General features: G+C 55.6%; 24 protein-coding genes. 11 read left to right on the top strand and 13 right to left on the bottom strand.

Annotation, left to right across the window (positions count from 1 at the left end; all coding sequences use genetic code 11):
* Positions 1-2: 2 nt before the first annotated feature.
* Both BLR97_RS06885 and gabT read left to right on the top strand, forming a co-directional pair.
* A complete protein-coding gene (locus tag BLR97_RS06885; protein ID WP_089703986.1) occupies positions 3-938 on the top strand; it encodes a sensor domain-containing diguanylate cyclase in 936 nt (311 codons plus the stop codon).
* A gap of 58 nt (positions 939-996) precedes the next feature.
* Positions 997-2,271 (top strand): 4-aminobutyrate--2-oxoglutarate transaminase, encoded by a 1,275-nt coding sequence (gene gabT, locus BLR97_RS06890; RefSeq protein ID WP_089703989.1) that lies wholly within the window; start codon positions 997-999, stop codon positions 2,269-2,271.
* Between the two features lie 191 nt (positions 2,272-2,462).
* Here gabT and BLR97_RS06895 read toward each other — a convergent pair whose 3' ends face one another.
* The 4 genes from BLR97_RS06895 to BLR97_RS06910 form a co-directional block, all read right to left on the bottom strand.
* A complete protein-coding gene (locus BLR97_RS06895; protein WP_089703993.1) occupies positions 2,463-2,711 on the bottom strand; it encodes a YkoF family thiamine/hydroxymethylpyrimidine-binding protein in 249 nt (82 codons plus the stop codon).
* 9 nt (positions 2,712-2,720) lie between these two features.
* On the bottom strand, positions 2,721-3,548 hold the full coding sequence (locus BLR97_RS06900; RefSeq protein ID WP_089703996.1) for an alpha/beta fold hydrolase: 828 nt from the start codon (positions 3,546-3,548) through the stop codon (positions 2,721-2,723).
* Positions 3,549-3,655: 107 nt separating this feature from the next.
* Positions 3,656-4,705 (bottom strand): DNA polymerase IV, encoded by a 1,050-nt coding sequence (gene dinB / locus BLR97_RS06905; RefSeq protein ID WP_089703999.1) that lies wholly within the window; start codon positions 4,703-4,705, stop codon positions 3,656-3,658.
* A gap of 44 nt (positions 4,706-4,749) precedes the next feature.
* Positions 4,750-6,213, bottom strand: coding sequence for a protein adenylyltransferase SelO (locus BLR97_RS06910; protein ID WP_089704002.1), 1,464 nt, complete (start codon positions 6,211-6,213; stop codon positions 4,750-4,752).
* Positions 6,214-6,297: 84 nt separating this feature from the next.
* On the opposite strand from BLR97_RS06910, the gene BLR97_RS06915 reads away from it, so the two are divergent.
* The 3 genes from BLR97_RS06915 to BLR97_RS06925 all read left to right on the top strand — a co-directional run bounded on the left by BLR97_RS06915 (position 6,298) and on the right by BLR97_RS06925 (position 8,646).
* On the top strand, positions 6,298-6,909 hold the full coding sequence (locus tag BLR97_RS06915; RefSeq protein WP_089704004.1) for a DNA-3-methyladenine glycosylase: 612 nt from the start codon (positions 6,298-6,300) through the stop codon (positions 6,907-6,909).
* A 167-nt stretch (positions 6,910-7,076) separates the two neighbouring features.
* A complete protein-coding gene (locus BLR97_RS06920) occupies positions 7,077-8,156 on the top strand; it encodes a helix-turn-helix domain-containing protein (RefSeq protein ID WP_089704748.1) in 1,080 nt (359 codons plus the stop codon).
* Positions 8,137-8,646 carry a PIN domain-containing protein gene (locus BLR97_RS06925; RefSeq protein ID WP_089704008.1) on the top strand — a complete coding sequence of 170 codons (510 nt, stop codon included), beginning with the start codon at positions 8,137-8,139 and terminating at the stop codon, positions 8,644-8,646. The genes BLR97_RS06920 and BLR97_RS06925 overlap by 20 nt, the downstream gene beginning before the upstream one ends.
* 47 nt (positions 8,647-8,693) lie before the next feature.
* Here BLR97_RS06925 and BLR97_RS06930 read toward each other — a convergent pair whose 3' ends face one another.
* Positions 8,694-9,551 carry an NAD-dependent protein deacetylase gene (locus tag BLR97_RS06930; protein ID WP_089704012.1) on the bottom strand — a complete coding sequence of 286 codons (858 nt, stop codon included), beginning with the start codon at positions 9,549-9,551 and terminating at the stop codon, positions 8,694-8,696.
* 118 nt (positions 9,552-9,669) lie between these two features.
* Between BLR97_RS06930 and BLR97_RS06935 the strand changes: the two genes are divergently transcribed.
* Positions 9,670-10,842, top strand: coding sequence for a UbiH/UbiF/VisC/COQ6 family ubiquinone biosynthesis hydroxylase (locus BLR97_RS06935; RefSeq protein ID WP_089704750.1), 1,173 nt, complete (start codon positions 9,670-9,672; stop codon positions 10,840-10,842).
* A 106-nt stretch (positions 10,843-10,948) separates the two neighbouring features.
* Here BLR97_RS06935 and BLR97_RS06940 read toward each other — a convergent pair whose 3' ends face one another.
* A complete protein-coding gene (locus tag BLR97_RS06940; protein WP_089704017.1) occupies positions 10,949-11,851 on the bottom strand; it encodes an alpha/beta fold hydrolase in 903 nt (300 codons plus the stop codon).
* A gap of 92 nt (positions 11,852-11,943) precedes the next feature.
* Between BLR97_RS06940 and BLR97_RS06945 the strand changes: the two genes are divergently transcribed.
* The 3 genes from BLR97_RS06945 (at position 11,944) to BLR97_RS06955 (ending at position 14,669) form a co-directional block, all read left to right on the top strand.
* Positions 11,944-12,516, top strand: a complete 573-nt coding sequence (locus BLR97_RS06945) for a CGNR zinc finger domain-containing protein (RefSeq protein ID WP_089704020.1) — start codon at positions 11,944-11,946, stop codon at positions 12,514-12,516.
* Positions 12,517-12,552: 36 nt separating this feature from the next.
* Positions 12,553-12,975, top strand: coding sequence for a hypothetical protein (locus BLR97_RS06950; protein ID WP_089704021.1), 423 nt, complete (start codon positions 12,553-12,555; stop codon positions 12,973-12,975).
* 500 nt (positions 12,976-13,475) lie between these two features.
* Entirely contained in the window at positions 13,476-14,669 is a 1,194-nt protein-coding gene (locus BLR97_RS06955) for an E22 family MetX-like putative esterase (RefSeq protein ID WP_089704024.1), read from the top strand.
* Between the two features lie 132 nt (positions 14,670-14,801).
* Here BLR97_RS06955 and BLR97_RS06960 read toward each other — a convergent pair whose 3' ends face one another.
* On the bottom strand, positions 14,802-15,362 hold the full coding sequence (locus tag BLR97_RS06960) for a hypothetical protein (RefSeq protein WP_211605065.1): 561 nt from the start codon (positions 15,360-15,362) through the stop codon (positions 14,802-14,804).
* A 393-nt stretch (positions 15,363-15,755) separates the two neighbouring features.
* Here BLR97_RS06960 and vapB point away from each other — a divergent pair, with 393 nt between their 5' ends.
* Together vapB and vapC are read left to right on the top strand one after the other, a co-directional pair.
* Positions 15,756-15,986 (top strand): type II toxin-antitoxin system VapB family antitoxin, encoded by a 231-nt coding sequence (gene vapB, locus BLR97_RS06965; protein ID WP_089704030.1) that lies wholly within the window; start codon positions 15,756-15,758, stop codon positions 15,984-15,986.
* Entirely contained in the window at positions 15,986-16,384 is a 399-nt protein-coding gene (vapC, locus tag BLR97_RS06970) for a type II toxin-antitoxin system tRNA(fMet)-specific endonuclease VapC (protein ID WP_089704033.1), read from the top strand. Before vapB ends, vapC begins: the two co-directional genes overlap by 1 nt.
* A gap of 105 nt (positions 16,385-16,489) precedes the next feature.
* On the opposite strand, the gene BLR97_RS06975 is transcribed toward vapC, so the two are convergent.
* The 6 genes from BLR97_RS06975 to BLR97_RS07005 all read right to left on the bottom strand — a co-directional run bounded on the left by BLR97_RS06975 (position 16,490) and on the right by BLR97_RS07005 (position 21,527).
* Positions 16,490-17,452: a ribonuclease Z gene (locus tag BLR97_RS06975; RefSeq protein ID WP_089704035.1), complete on the bottom strand. Its 963-nt coding sequence runs from the start codon at positions 17,450-17,452 to the stop codon at positions 16,490-16,492.
* A 232-nt stretch (positions 17,453-17,684) separates the two neighbouring features.
* Positions 17,685-18,320, bottom strand: coding sequence for a LysE family translocator (locus BLR97_RS06980; protein ID WP_089704039.1), 636 nt, complete (start codon positions 18,318-18,320; stop codon positions 17,685-17,687).
* Positions 18,321-18,387: 67 nt separating this feature from the next.
* Positions 18,388-19,122, bottom strand: a complete 735-nt coding sequence (locus BLR97_RS06985) for a carbon-nitrogen hydrolase family protein (protein WP_089704042.1) — start codon at positions 19,120-19,122, stop codon at positions 18,388-18,390.
* Between the two features lie 342 nt (positions 19,123-19,464).
* On the bottom strand, positions 19,465-19,737 hold the full coding sequence (locus BLR97_RS06990) for an antitoxin (protein ID WP_089704045.1): 273 nt from the start codon (positions 19,735-19,737) through the stop codon (positions 19,465-19,467).
* A gap of 393 nt (positions 19,738-20,130) precedes the next feature.
* On the bottom strand, positions 20,131-20,454 hold the full coding sequence (locus tag BLR97_RS07000; protein WP_089704053.1) for a VOC family protein: 324 nt from the start codon (positions 20,452-20,454) through the stop codon (positions 20,131-20,133).
* Between the two features lie 191 nt (positions 20,455-20,645).
* Entirely contained in the window at positions 20,646-21,527 is an 882-nt protein-coding gene (locus BLR97_RS07005; RefSeq protein WP_089704056.1) for a DUF7281 domain-containing protein, read from the bottom strand.
* Position 21,528 lies beyond the last annotated feature (1 nt).

A 21,528-nucleotide genomic window follows, 5' to 3' on the forward strand; every position in this document is an offset into this window, starting at 1 on the left:
CTATGGATAACGTGCTACCCAAAGATATTTACCAACGCTTTCAGCGCACACAGCGCAATACAGAAAATGTGATCAAAGCCGCCCCGCTCGGCATCTGCATCACTAATCCCCAGGGCTATTTGGAAATGGTCAACCCGGCCTACTGCGATTTTTACGGTTATCGCGAAGAGGAACTGCTGGGCCAGCATTTCACCATCGTGGTTCCCGAGGCCCACCGCGCCACTTTGTCGGATCTGCACGGTTTATTTATTAACGGTGAAGAGATTCAAGAGTTGCGCCAAGAGTGGGAGGTGCGTTGTAAAAATGGCGAAGTGCGCACGATTATTGCTGAAGCCGCGCGCATTGAAGGCGATGACGGGCAGCCGCGGAAAGTCACCTTCATCGTCGACATAACCCAGCGTAAACAGCTGGAAGAACGCCTAAAACAGGCCAACGATCGTCTGGAGCATCTCGCTCACCACGACGAACTGACCGGTATACTTAACCGACGAGCAGGTTTGCAGTGTTTAGAGCAGGAGCTAAAACGTAGCTCGCGGTACGGCAGTCCGCTCAGCGTGGCCATGTTTGACCTGGATAACTTCAAGGCCATCAACGACACTCATGGACACGGCGTGGGTGATCAAATTCTTGAAGAAGTGACGGCGACGGTGAACCAAACGCTGCGCGAGACCGATATACAGATTCGCCTGGGTGGCGAAGAGTTTTTAATCATCATGCCCGAAGTGAATGCCGAAGACGCCCAGATTGCCATGGAGCGGGTTCGCCGTGTGGTCGGTCAAACGTCGTTTACGCGACAGGCCTTGACGGTTACGCTCTCAGCAGGTGTGGCAAGTTACGTCGAAGCGTCGACCACCCGCTTGCTCGATCACGCTGACAAGGCCATGTATCAAGCTAAGCAGTCGGGTCGCGACCGCGTGGTAGTCGCGTCATCCATGTAAGCCAGTTTATTGCGCACTATGCTGAAGCATATCGCCCCATCAACCCAGGAGTTGAGCCATGAGTAATGCCGAGCTAAACGAACTAAAACTCAAATACGTCGCCGCCGGTGCCGCAAGCCCCGCCACGGCGTATGCTGCGCGCGCTGAAAATGCCGAAGTGTGGGACGCCGACGGCAACCGCTTTATCGATTTTGCCGGTGGGATTGGCGTATTGAACGTGGGTCATCGCCACCCGAAAGTCGTCGCGGCGGTTAAAGACCAGCTCGACAAGGTGATGCACACCTGCCAAACGGTGATGCCCTACGAAGGCTACGTGAAAGTTGCTGAAAAACTCAGCCAGATCGTGCCGGTACGTGGCCAAGCCAAAGTGATGCTGGCCAACTCTGGTGCAGAAGCGCTGGAAAACGCGGTTAAAATCGCCCGCGCGGCCACGGGTCGTTCCAACGTCGTCTGCTTTGACGGCGGCTACCATGGCCGTACGCTCTACACCATGGCCATGAACGGCAAGGTCGCCCCCTACCAGACCGACTTCGGCCCAATGCCGGGTACCGTCTTCCGTGCGCCCTACCCAGTGCCCTACCACGGCGTGAGCGAAGACGAAGCCATTCGCGGCTTGAAGATGGCGCTGAAAACCGACGCCAACCCCAAGGATACCGCGGCGATCGTTCTCGAGCCGGTGCTGGGCGAAGGCGGTTTCTACCCGGCGTCCAAGAGCTTCCTTGAAAAAGTTCGCGCCATCTGCGATGAACACGGCATGCTGATGATCATCGACGAAGTGCAGTCGGGCTTTGGCCGGACGGGCAAAATGTTTGCCATCGAGCACAGCGGCGTAGAGCCGGACATCATGACCATGGCCAAGAGCATGGCTGACGGTATGCCGATTTCTGCCGTTGTGGGTACCGATAAGGTGATGGATGCCTCCGGCCCCAACTCCTTGGGCGGCACCTACACCGGTAGCCCTACCGCCTGTGCGGCGGCGCTGGCGGTCATGGAAGTGTTCGAAGAAGAGAACATTCTTGAGAAAAGTCAGGCGCTGGGCGAGAAACTGGCTACCCGCTTCAAGGACTGGGAAGGCAAGTTCGACTGCATCGACAACGTCCGCAACATGGGCGCAATGGCGGCGTTCGAGCTGGTATCCGACAAAGCCAACCACACCCCCAACCCGGAACTTGCTGCCAAGCTTTGCGGCAAGGCTCGCGAAGAAGGGTTGATCCTGCTGTCCTGCGGTATGTACGGCAACACGATTCGTTTCTTGATGCCGGTGACTATCGAAGACAACGTGCTCAACGAAGGCCTGGACATCATCGAGTCCTGCCTGGATTCGCTGACGTAAACGCTATTAGCGCCAAAACCAAAACGCCGCCCAATTGGGCGGCGTTTTGGTTAGTGATCAAGCAGTCCTCTAACGGTCTGAACAACCCTTGGCGGGGGCGCTGTAAACCCGTCCCTGGGCGCTACTTTCGCCATCCATGGCGAAAGACCCCCGCTACGGGTTGATTCAGACCTCATTGCCAAGATAGCTCACTACCGTGGCCGACGATCACCTTCGAGAAAGTTAACCGTAAAGACTGCTTTACCGTGGGTTTCAAACGACCATTTCATGACATCGCTTAACCCCGCCATCACCGCGTCGAATTCGCCAAATACCTGAGTGCTCATGCGGTTGGGGTGCACCTCGAGGCCGGAGGCTTCAAGACGCTTAACCACCTCTTTAACGGCCGGCTTAAAATCATCGGCCAGCGGGTAATAGCTAAGCTGTACGGAAAGATACATATCGCCTCCTTACGCAGTATGTGAAGATCTGCTTTGTGGCGCCAGCCGCTGCCAGGCAGCCAAAATAGCGCCACGGGTTTCATCCGGGTGTTCCATCGGGAACATGTGCGTACCAGGGATCTCGCTTACCGAGACGCCGTAGCGCTTCAAGCGCTGAATACGCGACGCGGTCAATAAGTGCGATTGTTGACCGGCCACCACCTCCAGTGGCACGCCTAGCCGACGCGGCAAGCGCGTCAGGTGATCGGGCAAATGACGGAAAATCTCCACCTCGATACGCGGGTCAAAGGTCAGCTCGGCGCTGCCGTCGGCTAACACTCGGGTTCCTGCTTCAATGTAGTCGTTGAGCGCTTCCGGGGTAAAGCGACGAAACAGCCCGCGGCGCCTCAAAGAATTAGCCATTGCTTCCCGACTCGGCCAGACCGCTCGCCGACCCAGGGTTTTACCCGCCGGCGTGACGCGGTCAACAAAGCCAAAGCGCTTGGCGGCTTTCATCGCCCAAGCATCCGTCCCCAGCTTCAAGGGCGGATCCAACATGATCACCCCACAGAAACGCTCGGGCTGCTTATCGGCGGCCATGGCCATGAGTGTCCCGCCCAGCGAATGGCCGACGCCCAGCAATGGCGTATCGCTCTCGGGCAGGCAGCTCAGCAACTCGTCCACCAGGTTGCCCCAGTTACGGTTCACCGGGTAATCAGGATGGTGGCCCAAACGCTCGATGGGATGCAGATCAAAGTTGTCGGCCAGCGGCGCCAGCAAGCTGCGATAACTTAACCCAGGAAAGCCATTGGCATGGGCAAACACTAAACGGGGGCGTGGCGCGGTATCGGCAGGCATGGTGGGCTCGTGGTTTAGTCAATTAGTTAGCGATGGCAAGGCATCTATCATACGTCTGTTTTAACGCGCTCCCTGCTTAGCGTCAATCCACCTGTGTCGTTAAAAAACTAATCAAACAACGACAGCTGATGTGTTTGGGTGTTCTCCGCCAGCCGGTAACCCACGCCCAACAAGCGCACCGGCCGTTCGCCCCGGGCCCAGCCAACGTTGAGCAGGGTTTCGAACTGGGCAAGGTTGGGCGCGGGATCCGCGTGCTCGACGGTGGTCTGAGTAAAGTCGTTAAACTTCACTTTGACGATTAACCCGCGCACCGCCAACGGCGGGTCTAATCGTGCGTAGCGGCGCTCTAAGTCTTCTATTAGCGCCGGTAGCTCACGGCGGCAATCATCAAGGGAGGGCAAATCTTGAGCGTAGGTTTGTTCGGTGCTGACCGATTTGCGCTCGCGGTGGGTTTTCACCGGGCGCTCATCGCGCCCCCAGCTTAGCTCGTGTAGCCGCCGTCCAAAACGCCCAAAGTGCTCTACCAAATCCGTCAGCGAGCGCAGCCGTAAATCGGCGCAGGTATGAATATCCAGCCCCGCCAGCTTCTCGGCTGTGCGGGGGCCAACGCCGTGAATTTTCTTCACTGGCAGTTGCTGCACAAAGCTATCGACTTTATCCGGGGTAATCACGCACAAGCCGTCGGGCTTATTCCAATCGCTGGCAATTTTGGCGAGAAACTTATTGGGCGCCACGCCCGCCGAGACGGTAATCCCTACTTCGCGACTCACCCGCTCGCGGATGGCTTCGGCCATCAACGTGGCGCTGCCGTGATGCACCGTGACCTCTGAGACATCCAAAAAAGCCTCATCCAGCGACAGCGGCTCGATAAGCTCGGTCACCTCGCGATAGATGGCAAACACCTGCCGGGCGACCGTTTTGTATTTGGCCATATCGCCGCGAATCACGGTCAAATGCGGGCAACGCTTGAGCGCCTGGGCCATAGGCATCGCCGAATGAATGCCGTATTCGCGGGCGGGGTAATTGCACGTGGCAACCACCCCACGCTGCTCGACGCTACCGCCAATGGCAATCGGGATATCCCGCAGCGCCGGGTTATCGCGCATTTCCACTGCCGCATAAAAGCAGTCACAGTCGCAGTGAATAATTTTGCGCACCGGCTACCCGCCTAACTGTAAAAAACCACAGTCTAGCATAGGCGTTATGTGCCACAGAACGTTCTTAATACCTGTTCGCTATCGGTGGCGGGCGCCGCCAGACGGCGCGCTTCAACAGAGTCGTCGAATGGCTGGGTGACCACCGCTAGCAGGGTATGGAAAGGCGCAAAGTCGCCGTCGTAAGCGGCATCAATGGCCTCTTGAACCCGGTGGTTGCGGGGGATGATAACCGGATTGCCACGGCGCATAGCCGCAAAGCGCTCCTCGTCTTGCCCGACTACCTGCGCTGCCTGCCACTCATCCAACCACGCGGTTAGCGCCTGGGGCTGAGTCGTCAGCGCCAGAAGCGCGTCGCGGTGTTCATCGCTTGGCGAGGCAGCGTATTGGGTGAGCGCATCAAAGGTGGCGGTCATATCCATCCGGCCTTGGTGCATCTGACTTTCCAGGCCTTCCATCAGCGCTTCCGCGTCGCTGCTTTCCGCCGCGAGGCCCAGCTTATCGGCATGCAGGCGGCGCTGTTCGGCGCTGAACACGCCATCAAAGCGGCGAATGGCGTCGGTGGCCTGCGCGACGCCCGCATCGCCCTGCTCCTTCATCAGCGGCAGCAGGGTTTCAGCAAAACGCGCCAAATTCCACTGGGCAATAGCGGGCTGATGACTAAACGCGTAACGCTTGCCCTGGTCGATGGAGCTAAACACCTTCTGCGGATCAAACTGCTCCATAAAGGCGCAGGGGCCGTAATCGATGGTTTCCCCGGCAATGCTGCAGTTATCGGTATTCATCACGCCATGAATAAAGCCAACGCTCATCCAGCGCGCCACCAATTCGGCCTGGCGGGCCACCACAGCGTCCAACAGCGCAAGATAAGAATCGTCCGCCGCAGCGGCGTCTGGGTAGTGGCGTTCAATCACATGGTCGGCCAGCGCTTTTAACGCATCCTCATCCCGGCGTACGGCGGCAAACTGAAAGGTGCCGGCGCGAATATGGCTGCTGGCCACGCGGGTAAACACCGCGCCGGGTTCGGGCAGTTGGCGTACTACCCGCTCGCCGCTGGTCACCGCCGCCAGCGCACGCGTTGTAGGGATGCCCACGGCGGCCATAAACTCGCTGACCAGATATTCACGCAGCACCGGCCCTAACGGCGAACGGCCATCTCCGCCGCGAGAGAACGGCGTGCGCCCGCTGCCTTTTAGCTGCACATCGCGGCGCTTGCCGTTCGCATCAACCACCTCGCCGAGCAGCAGCGCCCGGCCGTCGCCCAACTGGGGGACAAAGTTGCCAAATTGATGCCCGGCATAACCCAGCGCGCGGGGCTCGGCACCCGGCATTGGCTGATTACCGCTAAACCACTGGGCCAGAGTGGCGGTATCGGGTATCTCTTTAGCGCCCAGCTCCTGGGCCAGTGGCGCATTAAACGCGATCAATTCAGGATTGGCCACGGGCGTTGCCGCACAGGCAACCGAGAGAGGTTCAGGTAAAGTGGCGTAGCGATGTTCAAATGACAGCACGATAAGCTCCGCTTCAATGGGCTATGGTATGGCTAATACCCTAGCATTTTACTCAAGTAAACGCCGAGACGAAGTTTTCACACCATGCCGATTGCTCAAGACACCAAACTAACGCCGCTGACGCGCGATTTTTATAACCGCGATACCCTTGAGGTCGCCCGCGAGTTGCTGGGCTGCTGGCTGGTACGTGAACGTAACGGTGAGCAACTGGCCGCGCGCATTGTGGAAACCGAAGCCTACTGCGGCGCCGAGGATTCCGCCTGCCATGCACATCGGCGCCGCTCGCCGCGCACAGAGGCGATGTTCGGGCCGCCCGGCCACGCTTATGTGTATCTGGTCTACGGCATGCACTGGCTATTAAACGTGGTCACGGAGGCGGAAGGTTCGCCCTGCGCGGTATTGATTCGCGCGGTGGAGCCCACCGCCAACGAGGCCGCGATGCGCGCAACCCGTCAGGCTGCTGGAAAACAACTGAGCAACGGCCCCGGCAAGCTTACCCGCGCGCTGAGCATTGATAAGGCGTTATATGGCCATGACATGACCCAGCGCAACCAGCTGTGGATAAGCGACGCAGCGCACAGCACGCCGATAGCCAGCGGCCCACGGGTGGGAATTGATTACGCTAAACCGGAGCACCGCGACGCTCCCTGGCGGCTGTGGCTGAAGGATAACCCGTGGGTGTCGAAGGCCCGCTAACGGTCAAAGACGGCGAAACGACCGGAAAGCCATCACGTAGGCTTTCATGATTGTCCTGGTCGTTACCGTATGGATAAATGTTCTGTGAATTTTTTCTGCTGGTTATTTACCGGCACAAGGTTTACTTTTATGGAAAATAAACATGAAAAGTAAACCGGATGACCGATATGTTAGGACAACGTATACATCAGGCACGCCTTGCCGCTGACCTGACGCTTGAAGCGTTGGGCCAACAACTTGAGGTTTCCAAGGCTGCAATCCAGAAGTATGAAAAGGGTAAGGCGACACCCGACTCTTCTAAATTGCTCAAGATCGCTCAAGCGTGTGGCGTGCGCACAGAATATTTTTTCCGTAAGTCGACGGTGACGTTGTCGAATGTCGAGTTTCGTAAACGCAGCACGTTTGGAAAGAAACGTTCTGACGCTGTGCAAATTCGCATTACCGAGCTGATTGAAAAGCGCGTAGAGCTGCTGAATGCGTTCCCCGAGTTACCTATTCCCCGCTTCGCAGTCCCAGCCTTTGTGCCGTCCAAGGTGGAGGATTTGGACGAGATTGAAAGCATCGCCGAGGGTGTTCGGCACGCTTGGGAGCTTGGGCTGAACCCAATTGCCGACCTAACCGCTGAGCTTGAGCCCCTGGGGTTGCTGGTAATGGCCATCGACGTTGATCACAAAGCGTTTTCAGGGATGACCGCTACCGCAACAACAGCAGACGGGCAATATTACCCTGTGATTGTGGTGTCCTCCCGCTGGCCTGGGGATCGCCAGCGATTTACTCTCGCACACGAATTGGCCCATGTGCTCTTGGCAGGCCGCTTGGTGGGTGGCGCAAATGAAGAAAAGGCCTGCGACCGGTTTGCCGGTGCGTTTTTAGCCCCGAGAGACTCGGTGATCAAGGAGCTTGGCGCTCAGCGCAAACGCCTGGAGCCGCAGGAGCTTTACCATCTTAAGCATGAATACGGCCTTTCGATGACCGGTTGGGTGATGCGTGCGTTTCAATGCGGCGTTATCCACAACGAGGTGCGCGAGGCGGCGATGCGCATGTTTTCTGTTCGAGGCTGGCGAACTAACGAGCCAGGCGAGCCGCTGCCCAATGAAGCACCTTCTTTGTTTGAGCAGCTGGTATATCGGGCATTGGCAGAAGACCTCGTTTCCGAGGCGAAAGCGGCTGAGCTGCTAGGCATCCCAAGAATGCGGTTCTACCGAGAACGCTTTATGGAGTCTGCTGATGCTGTTACTCATCAGTGACGCCAACGTCATCATTGATTTGGAAGCCGGAGACATACTGGAAGCTCTCTTTCAGCTTCCTTATGACTTCGCTATGCCTGACGTGCTGTATGAAGAAGAAATCAAGGACGGCAGCCCAGACCTACTCGATATGGGATTAAAAACACTCGTTGTTGAGTCCCAATACGTTGATTATGCAATCGCCTTGGGAGAAGTGCATGGCGATGAACCAGGCTTCTACGACAGGCTCACATTGTCTTTAGCCAAGCAGGAAGCCTGCCCGTTGCTCACCGGAGATAGTAACCTCCGCGCCCTTGCCGGCCATGAGGGTGTCGATATAAGAGGTACGCTATGGGTGCTCGCTGAGCTGATTGAGTTTGGACTGTTAACCCAGGAAAAAGGGTTCGCGTCCCTTGATTTAATGAAAGCGCGCAAACGTCGACTGCCTTGGGACAATGCCAAACAGCAGATCGAACGGGCGAGCTACGGGGTCAGGCAAAGAGGCGCGTGAAGACACGTTTCCCCATAGAAAGCGATACGTTCGGTACCCAAGGCCCGCTAACGCACCTCAAGGCAACGAACCGCCTGCTCCAGCACCGGGGTTAACGGCGCACGCCACTGGTGAGTGAGCAGCGCGTCGGCGCGGGTAACGCCCAGCGACAGCGACGCTACCGGTAAGCCCATGGCATGGGCATCGCGGCAGAAACGATACCCCGAATAAACCATTAGCGATGTACCCACCGCCAGCACCGCCGCCGACTTTTCCAAACCAGCCTGGGCAGCTTGCCGCCGCGCCGGCGGGACAACATCGCCGTAATACACCACCTCCGGTTTTAAGATGCCCTGACAGCGCGGGCAATCGAAGACCTTAAAGCTCGAAAAATCGGTTTCCAAATCCGCATCGCCATCCGGGGCGTGACCGGCATCCAAAGCGGCAAAGCGCGGATTTAACTGGGCCATTTCGCTGTGCATGGCGTGGCGCATCATATGGTAGCCGCACACCATGCAGCTGACGGTATCGGCACGGCCGTGCAGGTCGATCACCTTTTTGGATCCTGCCCGCTGGTGCAGGCGGTCGACGTTCTGGGTGACCAGCATCTCCACATAGCCCATCTTTTCGAGCGCCGCGAGGGCCCGATGCGCCCCGCTGACCTGCGCCTCGCGCAGCGCCTTGAAGCCCACCAGGGCACGCGCCCAGTAGCGCTGGCGCACCGCCTGAGAGGCCATGAAGTCGCCGTGCTGCACCGGCGGCGATCGCTTCCATTGGCCATCCGCATCGCGATAGTCGGGAATCCCGCTGTCGGTGCTGACCCCCGCCCCGGTGAGTATCCAAAGCTTTGGGTGGCGCGCAATAAAAGCGGCTAGCTCTTCACCCGCCTGGGCCACGTGCGTTGATATATCCACTGCCTGCGTCAAATGTTCACCTCTAGGCAATTTTTCTCGCTGTCGACGATACTATGACATCAATAGCAAAGATTATGTGACAGGCTTTTAATCCAAGGAGCATCTAATGCAAGGATCCCATCACCAGGCGATGCAGTCGCATCATGATGTCATTATTGTAGGCGGCGGCATGGTCGGCGCTGCCCTGGCCGCCCGGCTGGGCAATGCAGGCAGATCGGTCGGACTCGTCGAGCAAGGCGATGCACCTGAGTTGCCCGAAGGCGATTATGACCTGCGTGTTTCATCGCTCAATGCGCGTTCGCTGGCGTTCATCAACGCAAGCGGCACCCAACTGCCCGACGAGCGTTGCTGCCCCTTCCGGCATATCGATGTTTTCAACCAGGACGGCTCGGGCCATTCGCTGTTCTCCGCTGCGGATAGTGGCATGGACGACTTCGGCATTTTTATCGAAAACCGCACGCTTCAGTACGCGCTCTGGCAACGGTTGGCCGAGTTACCCGGCGCCACCTGTTACACCCAGTGCGCACCAATTAGCACGCTGGCCAGCGGCGATGCGCGACTGCTGGAATTGGACAACGGCCAAACGTTAAGCGCTCCGCTCATTGTAGGGGCCGATGGCGCGCGTTCCACGTTACGTGAGTTAGCCAACATTGGCGTAACCCAACACGATTACCACCAGCGCGCGCTGATCGTTAACGTGGAAACCGAATTGCCCCAGCAGGATGTAAGCTGGCAGTGCTTCACCCCAAATGGCCCAATGGCCATGCTACCGCTCCCCGGCCAGCGCGCCTCACTGGTGTGGTACGACAACGACGATGACACCAAAGCCCGCGAACAGCTAAACGATGAAGCGCTCAAGTCAACGATTGAAGACGCCTTCCCCAAACGATTAGGCAAGCTCACCCGGATCGTGGCGCGGGCCAGCTTTCCCATCAAACGCCAACACGCCAAACGCTACATCGGCAAGCGCCTGGCATTGATTGGCGATGCTGCCCACGTGGTGCACCCGCTGGCAGGCCAGGGGCTAAACATTGGTCTCCACGACGCCGATACCCTGGCTGAGCTGATCATCCACGGCCGCGACCCCGGTGATCACATCAACCTGCACCGTTTTGAAGTTCAACGCCGCCTGGCCAATCAGGCGATGATCGCCGCCACCGACAGCTTTCACCACCTGTTTACCGGCGCCAAGCCGCTGCGTCAGCTGGGCGACCTTAGCCTGCACATCGCCGAGCACATCCCACTCGCCAAACGCATGATGATGCAGCAAGCCAACGGGCTGAATCCGTTCAAGAAGCGCTAGGCGTGATAAGCGCAACGACGTTTCGCTAATAAAGCCAAGCGGTTGAGCTTGGCCTTATTGCATACATTAGCCCAGCCTGGAAAAGAGGCTAGCCCGTTGCCTTTCTTTATCCTTTCAGGTGGTCATCCAGGAACGCACGAATCACCGGGATAATGACATCGCCATGGGTTTCCAGGGCAAAATGCCCTGTGTCGTAAAAGCGAATATCCGCCTGGGAAATATCGCGCTTCCAGGCTTCAGCACCCGGTGGCAGGAAGAACGGATCATGCTTCCCCCACACGGCGAGCAACGGCGGTTGATGCTCCCGAAAATAGGCCTGAAACTCGGGATACTTCGCGACGTTGGTGGCGTAGTCCAACAATAAGTCGAGCTGAATATCCGCCATCCCGGGTTGAGAGATCTGAGCCCCTTCCAACGTATAGGCATCCGGAGCGACAGCACTGGTGTCTTTTACCCCCTCCACGTACTGCCATTTGATGGACGCGGGCGTCGGGAAGTCGCTAAGGGCATCACGATTCGCCTTTGAAGGGTCGTTCCAATACGTCCGGATAGGCTCCCAGCCTTGCGAAAGGCCCTCCTCATACGCATTGCCGTTTTGCGAAATGATCGCGGTGACTTTTGACGGGTGAGCCACCGCCAAACGCCAGCCAACAGGCGCACCATAGTCATGAACGGCAATCGCGTAGCGATCAAGCTTCAATTGCTCAGTAAACTGATCAATCGTCTTCGTCAGGTTGGCAAAGGTGTATTCATACTCACCGCGCGCCGGTGATTGAGTAAAACCAAACGCTGGCAAATCCGGCGCTACCACGTGATAGCCATCCGCAAGCGCCGCAATAACATCGCGCCACATATACGATGACGCCGCGAATCCGTGCAGCAGCAGTACCGTCGGCGCCGCCGGATCACCCGCTTCACGATAGAAAACATCGACATCGCCCACTTTCTCGAAACGATAGTGAACCTGCTGCGTTGTCGAGCCAGAAGCCGTTATATTTTCAGATGTCATGGACAACCTCTTTAGTAACCGTTAATAGTAGTTTTTGAAGGTTACGAAGAAAGATAGTAACCTGTCAAGTATTAAATTAAAGGTTACTCAGAATGCCATCAAAAATTGCGCCTCCGTTTATCGCGAGCAATCTCGCTATCGATTTCATCAACACCCAATTTGGCGTAGGGGAAGAGCGCCATGAATGTCTGGATAACGACAGTAGTGTCGTGGCATGGCTTCAACAGGCAGGAGTACTGACCGAGGAGTGTGAACGCCCACCGTCTGGGATAGCCCAGCTGGCTCGGGAACTGCGCGACAGCATGCTGGAACTGCTCACTTCGGCCCAACAGGGCCGGGCTGCAGACCCCGCATTGATAAACCACGTACTGGAAAGGGGCTGCCCCATAGAAAAGATTGAATGGCAGCCAAAGGAAGCGGTATTTAAGAAAAAAACTTACAAGCGCAACATGGAAAGCGAGAGCCTTTTGCAGCCTGTCACGGCGTCGGTGGTTGAGTTGCTTACCGAGGAAGACCTGCAGCTCGTCAAACAGTGTGAAGCCTCGGACTGCGTTCTACTGTTCCACGATCAAACAAAATCCCACCGCCGCCGCTGGTGCAGCATGGCCGCTTGCGGAAACAGGATGAAAGCGGCCGCACACCGTGCCAGGAAAAAAACGGGGTAGTAGGCTTTAGGTGATATCCATTAGGTGACACTCGACATGATCAAAATAGCGTTAGCTCTGTGCACCCTGATACTGATCAGCGGGTGTGCCCACGACAGTAATACCGCCACATCCGGCGCGAGCGACTCAGGTACTTCAGCCGAGCAAAACGCGCCCCATCACCAGGCTACCGATCAATGGGTCGGCAGATGGACTGGCGTGGAAGGGTTATTCCTGGAAGTCAGCAAGGACGAGCCTGCGGGCCCAGGCCATTATCGACTTCACATGCGCTACGGCCTGGATGCCGATCAAATCGGCACCTTCGAAGGGCAAGCCACAGCCGATGGCATTCGCTTCAACCGCGGGAACGGCCCACAGCTGCTTCGTGCGGGCGACGGCGAAGCGACAGGCATGAAGTGGCTAATGGAAAAGGAAGACTGCCTGATCGTCAGAACAGGTGAAGGCTATTGCCGGGACTGATCTGCTCGACGGAAGTAGGTTTATTTCACCGCTCAGTGCGCTAGCCAACAGACCAGATACAGCTAGCAATCTACTCTGATGATAAGGCAATGGACTGCCTCGCAAGGAAGCTAGATCGCGCGCCTCAGGGACGATGGCGCGACAGGGATTTCGGATTCATAAAAGGAGTATTTACTGATGAACAGTATCGTCTACATCGTTGGTGCCGTCGTTATCGTCATAGCGATTCTTTCCTTTCTTGGTTTGCGCTAGCACTTCGCGAAGACTTGTTTTTTATAGAGATTTACACAGAGCCTGCGATGGTTAACCACTCGCAGGCCTTCGCGCGTCTTAGCATTACAGCACTAGGTTGAGGAGCAGTACCGATTCGGCAACCGCATGGTGATGCAGCAGGCCAACGGGTTATCCGTTCAAAATGCGCTAAAAATGGCTAGGCTAAGAGGGTGACCATTGCCGATGGCCAACAACAATCACAATGATCCCTTATCGCAGGAGAACTTATGGCGCTTACTCAACGGCACCCTCTGCTAACGTCAGCGTTTATCAGCATCGGCCTGATTGCCTCGTCATCGTTAATGGCCTGGGACGGTCTGGTCGAAAAGCAGACCTTTGAGATAGAAAACTTCACTACCCAAGGGGGAAAAACCATCCCCGACGTAAGCGTGGGCTGGGAGGCGTACGGTGAATTAAACGACGCCCGCGATAACGTCATTTTGATTACCCATTTTTTCTCAGGCACTAGTCATGCCGCTGGCCGCTATGAGGCGGATGGCGAGCCAACCGGCTACTGGGATTCGATCATCGGCCCAGGCAAGCCGCTCGATACTGATGAGTACTACATTATCTCCTCGGATACGCTGGTGAACCTGAATGCCAATGATCCCAACGTGACGACCACCGGGCCTGCCTCCATCAACCCCGAAACAGGCGAACCCTGGGGAATGGACTTTCCTGTCGTCACCATCCGCGACTTTGTCGAGGTGCAGCGCGAGTTGCTGGACAGCCAGGATATTGAATCACTGCATGCGGTCATGGGCGCATCGATGGGCGCCCTTCAGGCCATCGAGTGGGCCAGTGCCTACCTTGAACGCGTTGATCGCCTTATCTCCGTAATTGGCGGCGGCGTTGCCGACCCCTGGCTGTTGGCGACGTTGAGCGCCTGGGCAGCGCCGATTCGGCTGGATGCCAACTGGAACGAGGGTAACTACTACGACGGTGAACCGCCCACCGACGGGCTAAAAGAAGCGCTCAAGCTCGTCACGCTCAATGCCAACCATTGGCAGTGGGCCAACGAGACCTTTAACCGTGACTGGGCCGATGAACAACGCGACCCCGCTCAGGATATCAATGCCAACTACGCCATTGAGCAAACCCTGGATGACATTGCCGCTGCACGAGCAGAGGTTTCCGACGCCAACCATTTCCTGTATCTGGTTCGCGCCAACCAAACCTTTATGGCAGGCCACGGCGACTCGCTAGAAGCGGGGCTTGAAGCAATCGACGCCCCTACGCTGATGCTGTATAGCGAAAACGACCTCGTCTTCGCCCCCGAAGGCGTCCGACGCACCGCCGAGTTGATTGAAGAAGGTGGCAGCGAGGTGACGCTTGAAACCCTGGAAGGCAATCGAGGCCATCTCGACGGTGTCGTTTCCATTGATCAGGCGAGCGAAACGTTGCGAGAGTTTTTGCAGTAAGGGATCGAGCGCTGGCTTTGAGCCTAGAGCCAGCGTTTGAAGCCGGTGCTTGGCTAGTTTGGAGCGAAAGACGGTCGCTTCGCAGCCGATTGTTATGTGCGCGTTTTATTGTGGCGCCCAGGTAGGCAAACGCTAAAGGCCTAACTCGCGGAGCATGTCCGAATACTCCGCACTATGGTCTCCTTCGAAGTTGGGCATACCGGGTTTGGTCAGACACCCCTTTGGCGAAATGTAGCTTCTTATAGATTTTTCAGGGTTCTGATGCCAGCCGATGTTGAAGGCACAGAGCTTGGGGAAGAAATACATCGATGCATACCCCGGCACAGCGTCATGCACCCACCAAGCAAGTGCCTGCCAATCTCCAGTTCGCTCAAAGTACGGCACGTACTTATTAACGACGATACACGCCATTGCCCCAATGTGGTCGTTCTTGTCAGGAAAGTCCCATATATGATGGGCATAGTTCTGTTCGTTGCTTCCGCAGTTATATTGGTTCTTGTTTTCTGCTCCCTTGGCATTAACGGCACTTGACCGGTAAGCGGAACGAATACTGATACGGCCAAAATGCTGCTGGATGGGTTCGAGCACTTCTTCACAAAGAGACCGACCGGCCTCGATCGCACGATCAGGGTTGTCGGGGATATTAGGTATTCCTTCAATCTGCGAGATCTCGGAGTGCAAGAAATCTCGCATAAAAAAAGACTCCGAAAGACGAACTCGCCCTAAATTCTCGAGCGCCTTAACCGACTGCGGTGATCTCACTGACATCTCCCCGAAAGACAATTATGAATTGAGCGGTGCGGCCACAATTTGCAATAAAAACGTGATCATTGCTATGCGCTCACCCCAACTGGCAGAGAAGAATGCCCCATCAGCCAATTGAATCTACCCCATTGATTCTCTCACGGGCAAAGGTAAATTCAGCCTAGCCTAACGCAACCACTCGGCGTACCTCTGACCATGGTCAACAAGCCAATGGAGTATCAGAGTATATCCCGTTGACATATCCCAAAAATACAATCAAACTGAGATATCACGTATACGTGCATACACTGGGTAACAAGCCGTAATGATCAGGAGGCAGCCATGGAAAAAGCAGCAGTGTTTAAAAGTAACCGTAGCCAAGCGGTGCGCATGCCTAAATCCCTCGCGCTGCCCGAAGACGTTACACGCGTTGATGTTATTGCCTTGGGTCGCGCGCGCTTAATTACCCCCGCAGGTGAAACCTGGGACAGCTGGTTTGAGGGTCAAAGTGTCACCGCAGACTTTATGAGTGAACGCGAGCAGCCAAACGAACAGGAGCGCGAGGCGTTTTGATGCTTAAGTACATGCTTGACACCAATATCTGTATTTTCACCATCAAACATAAACCTCCCCATGTTCGTGAGACCTTTAACCAGCATAGCGACCAGCTTTGCATCAGCACCGTGACACTCATGGAGCTGGTTTATGGTGCTGAAAAGTCCGCTTCTCCCGAGAAAAACTTAAGTGTTATAGAAGGGTTTGCAGCCCGGCTGGAAGTGCTCGACTACGACCCCGACGCCGCCTATCACAGTGGGCAGCTACGTACTGAACTGGCCAAAGCTGGCACACCAATAGGCCCATACGATCAGATGATTGCCGGGCATGCTCGTTCAAGGGGGCTGATTCTGGTCACCAATAATCTAGGTGAGTTTAGTCGCGTACCAGGGCTTAGAGTAGAAGACTGGATTTAAACCAACCCCACGCACACCATTTCACGACTAAATCATTGCTTTAGCACCCATTGCTTTTCTAGCAGCAACGCTAGTTAGCCGCATCGGTCGCGAAACACAAAAAAACTATTCGCCCGCCACTTCAGAAAAGTGACCCGATTTATCCAGGGTTAATTCGAGAAAATCCCGCGCCAGGTATAGCGAGCCCGAATAGACGCACTGAGCCTCTTTGCGGATGTCCTCAATGGACGGCGACACATGGGGGTTGAGCTGGTAACGGGGGCTAAAGTGCGTCAGCACCAGGTTGGGGAGCGCTACCGCTTCGGCAAACGCGGCGACCTGCTTGGCGTAGCTATGCCCTACGTCACCAGCCTTCTCGGCCATTGCTTCGGTGTAGGTGGCTTCGTGCACCAGTACTTGCGCCCCCACGCACGCTTCAGACAACAAGTCGGGCTGGTCATTGTCCCCGGCGATCACGACTTTTCTGGGTTTGTGTTTGGAGATCAGGAAGTCACGGCTTTTAAACCGCTCGCCCGCAAACTCAATATCAGCGCCTTGCTTCAACTGCCCCCATAACGGGCCTCTGGGAATCCCCTTTTGCGCCAACTTATCCACATCCAGAGCAGACTCGACCTTTCGCTCCGTAAACCCATACGCATAGGACGGCGCCCGGTGTGAAAGCCTGAAGGTGGTAACCGCGATACGCTCAAACTCGACACTTGGGAGTTCATCAGAGCAGACAAACTCCACATCGAAGGATAACGATAGCTGGGTGGTCTCAAAGGTGGCGTCCAGCCATGCCTTGATGCCTGCGGGCGCCACAATGGTAAGCGGCTCCGTCCGGCCGTTCATCGCCGCACTCGCCAGTAGGCCCGGCAGCCCATAGCAGTGGTCGCCGTGCACGTGGGTAATCAAGATGGCTTTCAATGAATTCAGCGACAGTTTGGTGTGCAAGACCTGATGCTGGGAGCCCTCACCACAATCGATCAGGTACCAGCCTTTCCCCTTGCTCTCACGCAACGCGACCCCGGCGACGTTTCTTTGTTTGGTGGGTACACCGGCGGAGGTGCCGAGGAAGAGTAAGTTCATAGTTTGATCGTTATCTCTTATGCATCCGCTCTAGAAACAAGCGGCCTGGGCTGCAGCAAGCTGAGGGGGCTGATGCTGAAAGGCTCAAGGTAACTCTCGCGAATTAATTCACCAGAATACGGCAGACTATGCATCGTCATTAATTTAAAAACCTCAGCGAAGCGAAAGCTTGGCACCTGGTGCATAGCTTGGTTATGTAGCTGAAAACAAATGGATTTCATGCTCACCTACATTATCGGGTACTGGCTGCAAGGCGCGCGCCTAAGGTGACGAACAAGGCTCCGAGGCCGCGGTCCATCCATATGCCAACTCGCCGATTTTGTCTCAAGAAAACGCCTAACTTTGACCCCAGCATAACTAAAGGTGGCTCTATGCAAGCCGCGACAACAATGATCAGGCTTCCGTGCAACAGCAACTGAGCACTGGGAGGGCCAGCACCTTCCACGACGAACTGAGGCAGGAAAGCTAGGAAAAATACGGCCACTTTCGGGTTAAGGGCGGAAACCAGTGCTCCTTGCCAATAGATTGAATGCTTTCGTTGCTGGCTGACGCTCCCGCTGGGCTCGAAAGAGTCACCACGCGATAGGAGCATTTTGATACCCAGCCATATCAAATATGCGGCGCCGACCCACTTAACGATAGAAAACGCCAGGGCGGACGTGGCAAGGATTGCGGAAAGCCCCACCGCCGCCATAACGACATGCAACGCTGCCCCTGTCCAAATGCCAAACATCGCAGCGAATCCATGCTGACGTCCGTTACGCAACGTTTGCCCCAAGATGAAAGCGATATCTGGGCCTGGGGAAAGGTTTAGCAGGGCCGCCGCACCAAGAAATGTCACCCAGTGAATTATTGAGTAATCAAACATTTTGACACTCCTATGTCTTTAACTAAGGCCAGCTCTATCGTGCTACTGATGGCATCGACTGGATCGCTTAATGATCAAGCGTCTTTACGCTAGCACTTCCGTTTTTGGTGTCCAGCACCACCACGCCCTCTGATTCAGCATCCATCTGTGCAAGCAGTTCCCCGCGGCCATTCCAGGCGGCCGACTGCCCGACGCTGATAAAGTCATCACTAGGCCCGACACAGTTCGCCATGATCACAAGCATTTTATGTTTGCTTGCGACCGCAGGATAATGCGTCATTGCCTTGGCGATACCACCAACCGGTTTGGCAACACTGGCTAGATACATATCGGCAGACAAGGTGGCTGCACTATCAGCATGGTTCATTTGAAGCGACTCGTAGCAGATAGCAGGCACAAGCCTGGAGCCCTCTCTTTCCAATACAAGCTGTTTGCCGCCCGTAACAAAGTAAGGAAGCTCATCGGCGTGCAGCTGTTGTTTCGCGTATAGGCGGCGAGCATCAACAGGCGAGAACCACACCATGCCGATAGACACACCAGAGCCAATGGAGATCGGCATGCCGACGCCGATCAGCATGTTAGTTTTGTCGCTGTGTTCCTGAAACACATCAAGACGCTGATCCGCTATATCGATGGCAAGAGAATCCGCGAGTCGGGGCTCGAACCCAGTGAGCGACAGCTCAGGAAAAAATACCACATCGGCCTGCTGCGAAACGGCAAGCTCGATGAGCTCAAGATGCTTAGCAACGTTGGCTGCCAAATCACCGGCCACTGGTCGCAACTGAGCGGCACACACCTTCATGAAAAGACTCCTGACCAATGGCTACCGTTCATCCTACGCCTAGGCTGCTTCTTATGCGCCAGCCTTACGTGAACGATTAGCCGTTGTACTCATAAATAATAAGTCATCCGTGGATTCTGACTCGACGACGAAGAAGCCAAGGCTGGAATATAAAGAACGAGCGGCATGATTGTCTCGATAAACGCGCAGCGTCACCGTCGACGCGTCTGTTGATTCTCTGGCCTTTGCTATCAGCTTTTCTGGTGTTCGTAGAGCTGTTTGCATATGTCTAACGCTCGCCATCACCGGTGATAAAACCAGAGCAAAGCCCAGGTTTTGGCATCCGTTGGATAGCTGGATTAGCTACCGATCCTCATGCAAACGACCTTCGACATATTTATGGAGAATGCTAGCAACAAGTGTTTGGTAGGGGATGCCCTCCGCCAGAGCTTTCTTCTGAAGACCACGAAGATCCTTGGAAGAAAGCCTGATGTTGATACGGGCATCCTTCTTAAACATCGCCTCGGCATACTCTTGATGCCGTGCTTTCCTATTCTCACTATCTGGCGACCGCTGCAGCTCTCCTGCATCAAATGCATCCAGAATTTCCTGCTCTTCTTTATTCAGCCTGCTCATTTCGGACCTCCCAAATAGGTTTTGGTCGCTTTCCTGCTAGGGATGATCGTTTTCAGAAAAACCTCATCCTCTGACTCCACAAAGGGTACCAAATACGCATACCCTTCTATCTCAATCACATGAATTTGTTGACCCCGATACCGCTCCTGATTCGGATGCTCGAACGTATCCAGGATACCTCCAACCGAGATGTGCAAAACCACATCCTCGAAAGATATGTTTCTTTCTGTTTGGAGAAGCTTGTTTTTCTCTGGGTTCCATGTGATAGGTTTCATGAATCAAAGGCTAGCACATTGTGTGCTCTTTGTACTCACTAGCTAACGCCAAGCGCACCGGTGGCCTTGACGCAGCGAAGCGGAGACAAGGGCATCCGTGTGCCGCGCATTGTTATGGTCATTGCCCACTAAGCTCAACCTTTCGTCCATCAGGGTCTCGAACAATGTAGATCTGCCTACCGTTGAATTCATGCTGGCTGGCAGTTGCCACTTGGGAGAGAACCTGATGTATATCTTTTAACGAGAAACCGATCCTGGAATTGCCCACAGCTTCGTTTTCCGACAACGGATAAAGCTCAAACACAAAACTGGCATCTTGCGAGGAGTAGTGCATAGGCCCGTCACCATGCCTCTCCTTAACGAAGTTAAACCCTAGCAGTTCATAAAACTGCTTACTCGTTTCCAATTCTTTGCATCGCAAGACGAGCAAGTTGATTTCCATTGTTCACCCTGAAGGCCATAACAGTGATTCTACGCCCAACTGCAAAACCTCAATGAACGCGACGGCGCATTGATTGAGATTTTGCAGCCAACCATTTTGACTCTACCCCATTGATTCTTCTTAGAGCAAAGCCACAATTTTGGCAGCATGGCCAGAATTCGCGTGCCTGCGCGTTTTGCCGGTTTCAATCATTACACCAGCGCCACGTGCTCCAATCGTTCACCCAACCACTGCTGCCTTAGCCCGCGCTGCTGGTCGAGTAGTAGCGTTAGATACGGCTGTAGCGGATGTGCGGCGGGTAATTGATCGCGGTGGCGTAGCAGGCGTGGGCGGTCTTCGAGTTGATTGGCAGGGTCGTGGAAGGTGGTGGCCTGCTCGGTGAGCCATGCGAGCGGCGGGAGTAGAAGGTGAGAGGCGCTGCTGGAAAGCGCGATACCGAGGCCTTCGACATCAAAGTCGCCTGCGTAGAAGTGTGGCTTTTGGGTCGCGTTCCAGGCGCTGGCGAGTTGCTTGAAAGCGCCGCCGTAGTGGCTGTCACCACGGTAGACAATCAGCGGATTAGCGTAACCGCTTAGCGCGGGAATTTGCGGTAAAAAGGCGTAAAAGCTGTCCAGGTTTTCAACCTGGATAAGCACGTCGCACTGGTCAAGGTTTATATCTCGCCAGTCGACATCGTGCATTGAGCGCGGTTGTCCCGAGAACCAAGCGGGTGTGCTGGCGGGTGTGTTCACCAACACTCGCTGGGCACGCGGGCCTTCGCGGTTGGTTTTATCTTCATTGACGCCCTGCTCCGCTTGCTCAGCACTGGTCAAGCCACTTTGCCATTGCTCAATAGTAGTCAGTCGCTGGCTTCTGAGCGCTTCGTTCACCTGCTGGATGAGGGCGCGATCAAAGCGCAGGGATCGATGACGTAGCCTGGGGCCAAGCTCAATGTGTTGCTCATCACACCAATGAATGAAGTCCGCTACCCACTGCTGGCTGCGCTTCTTGTCGACCCACGACTGCTTGCGCAGTTGGCGGTCGACGTCGCCTAGCTTGCTGTAGACCTTGGCCGTGAGCGTCTGGTCATTCATC

The sequence above is a fragment of the Vreelandella arcis genome, assembly GCF_900103865.1.
Taxonomy (GTDB): Bacteria; Pseudomonadota; Gammaproteobacteria; order Pseudomonadales; family Halomonadaceae; genus Vreelandella; species Vreelandella arcis.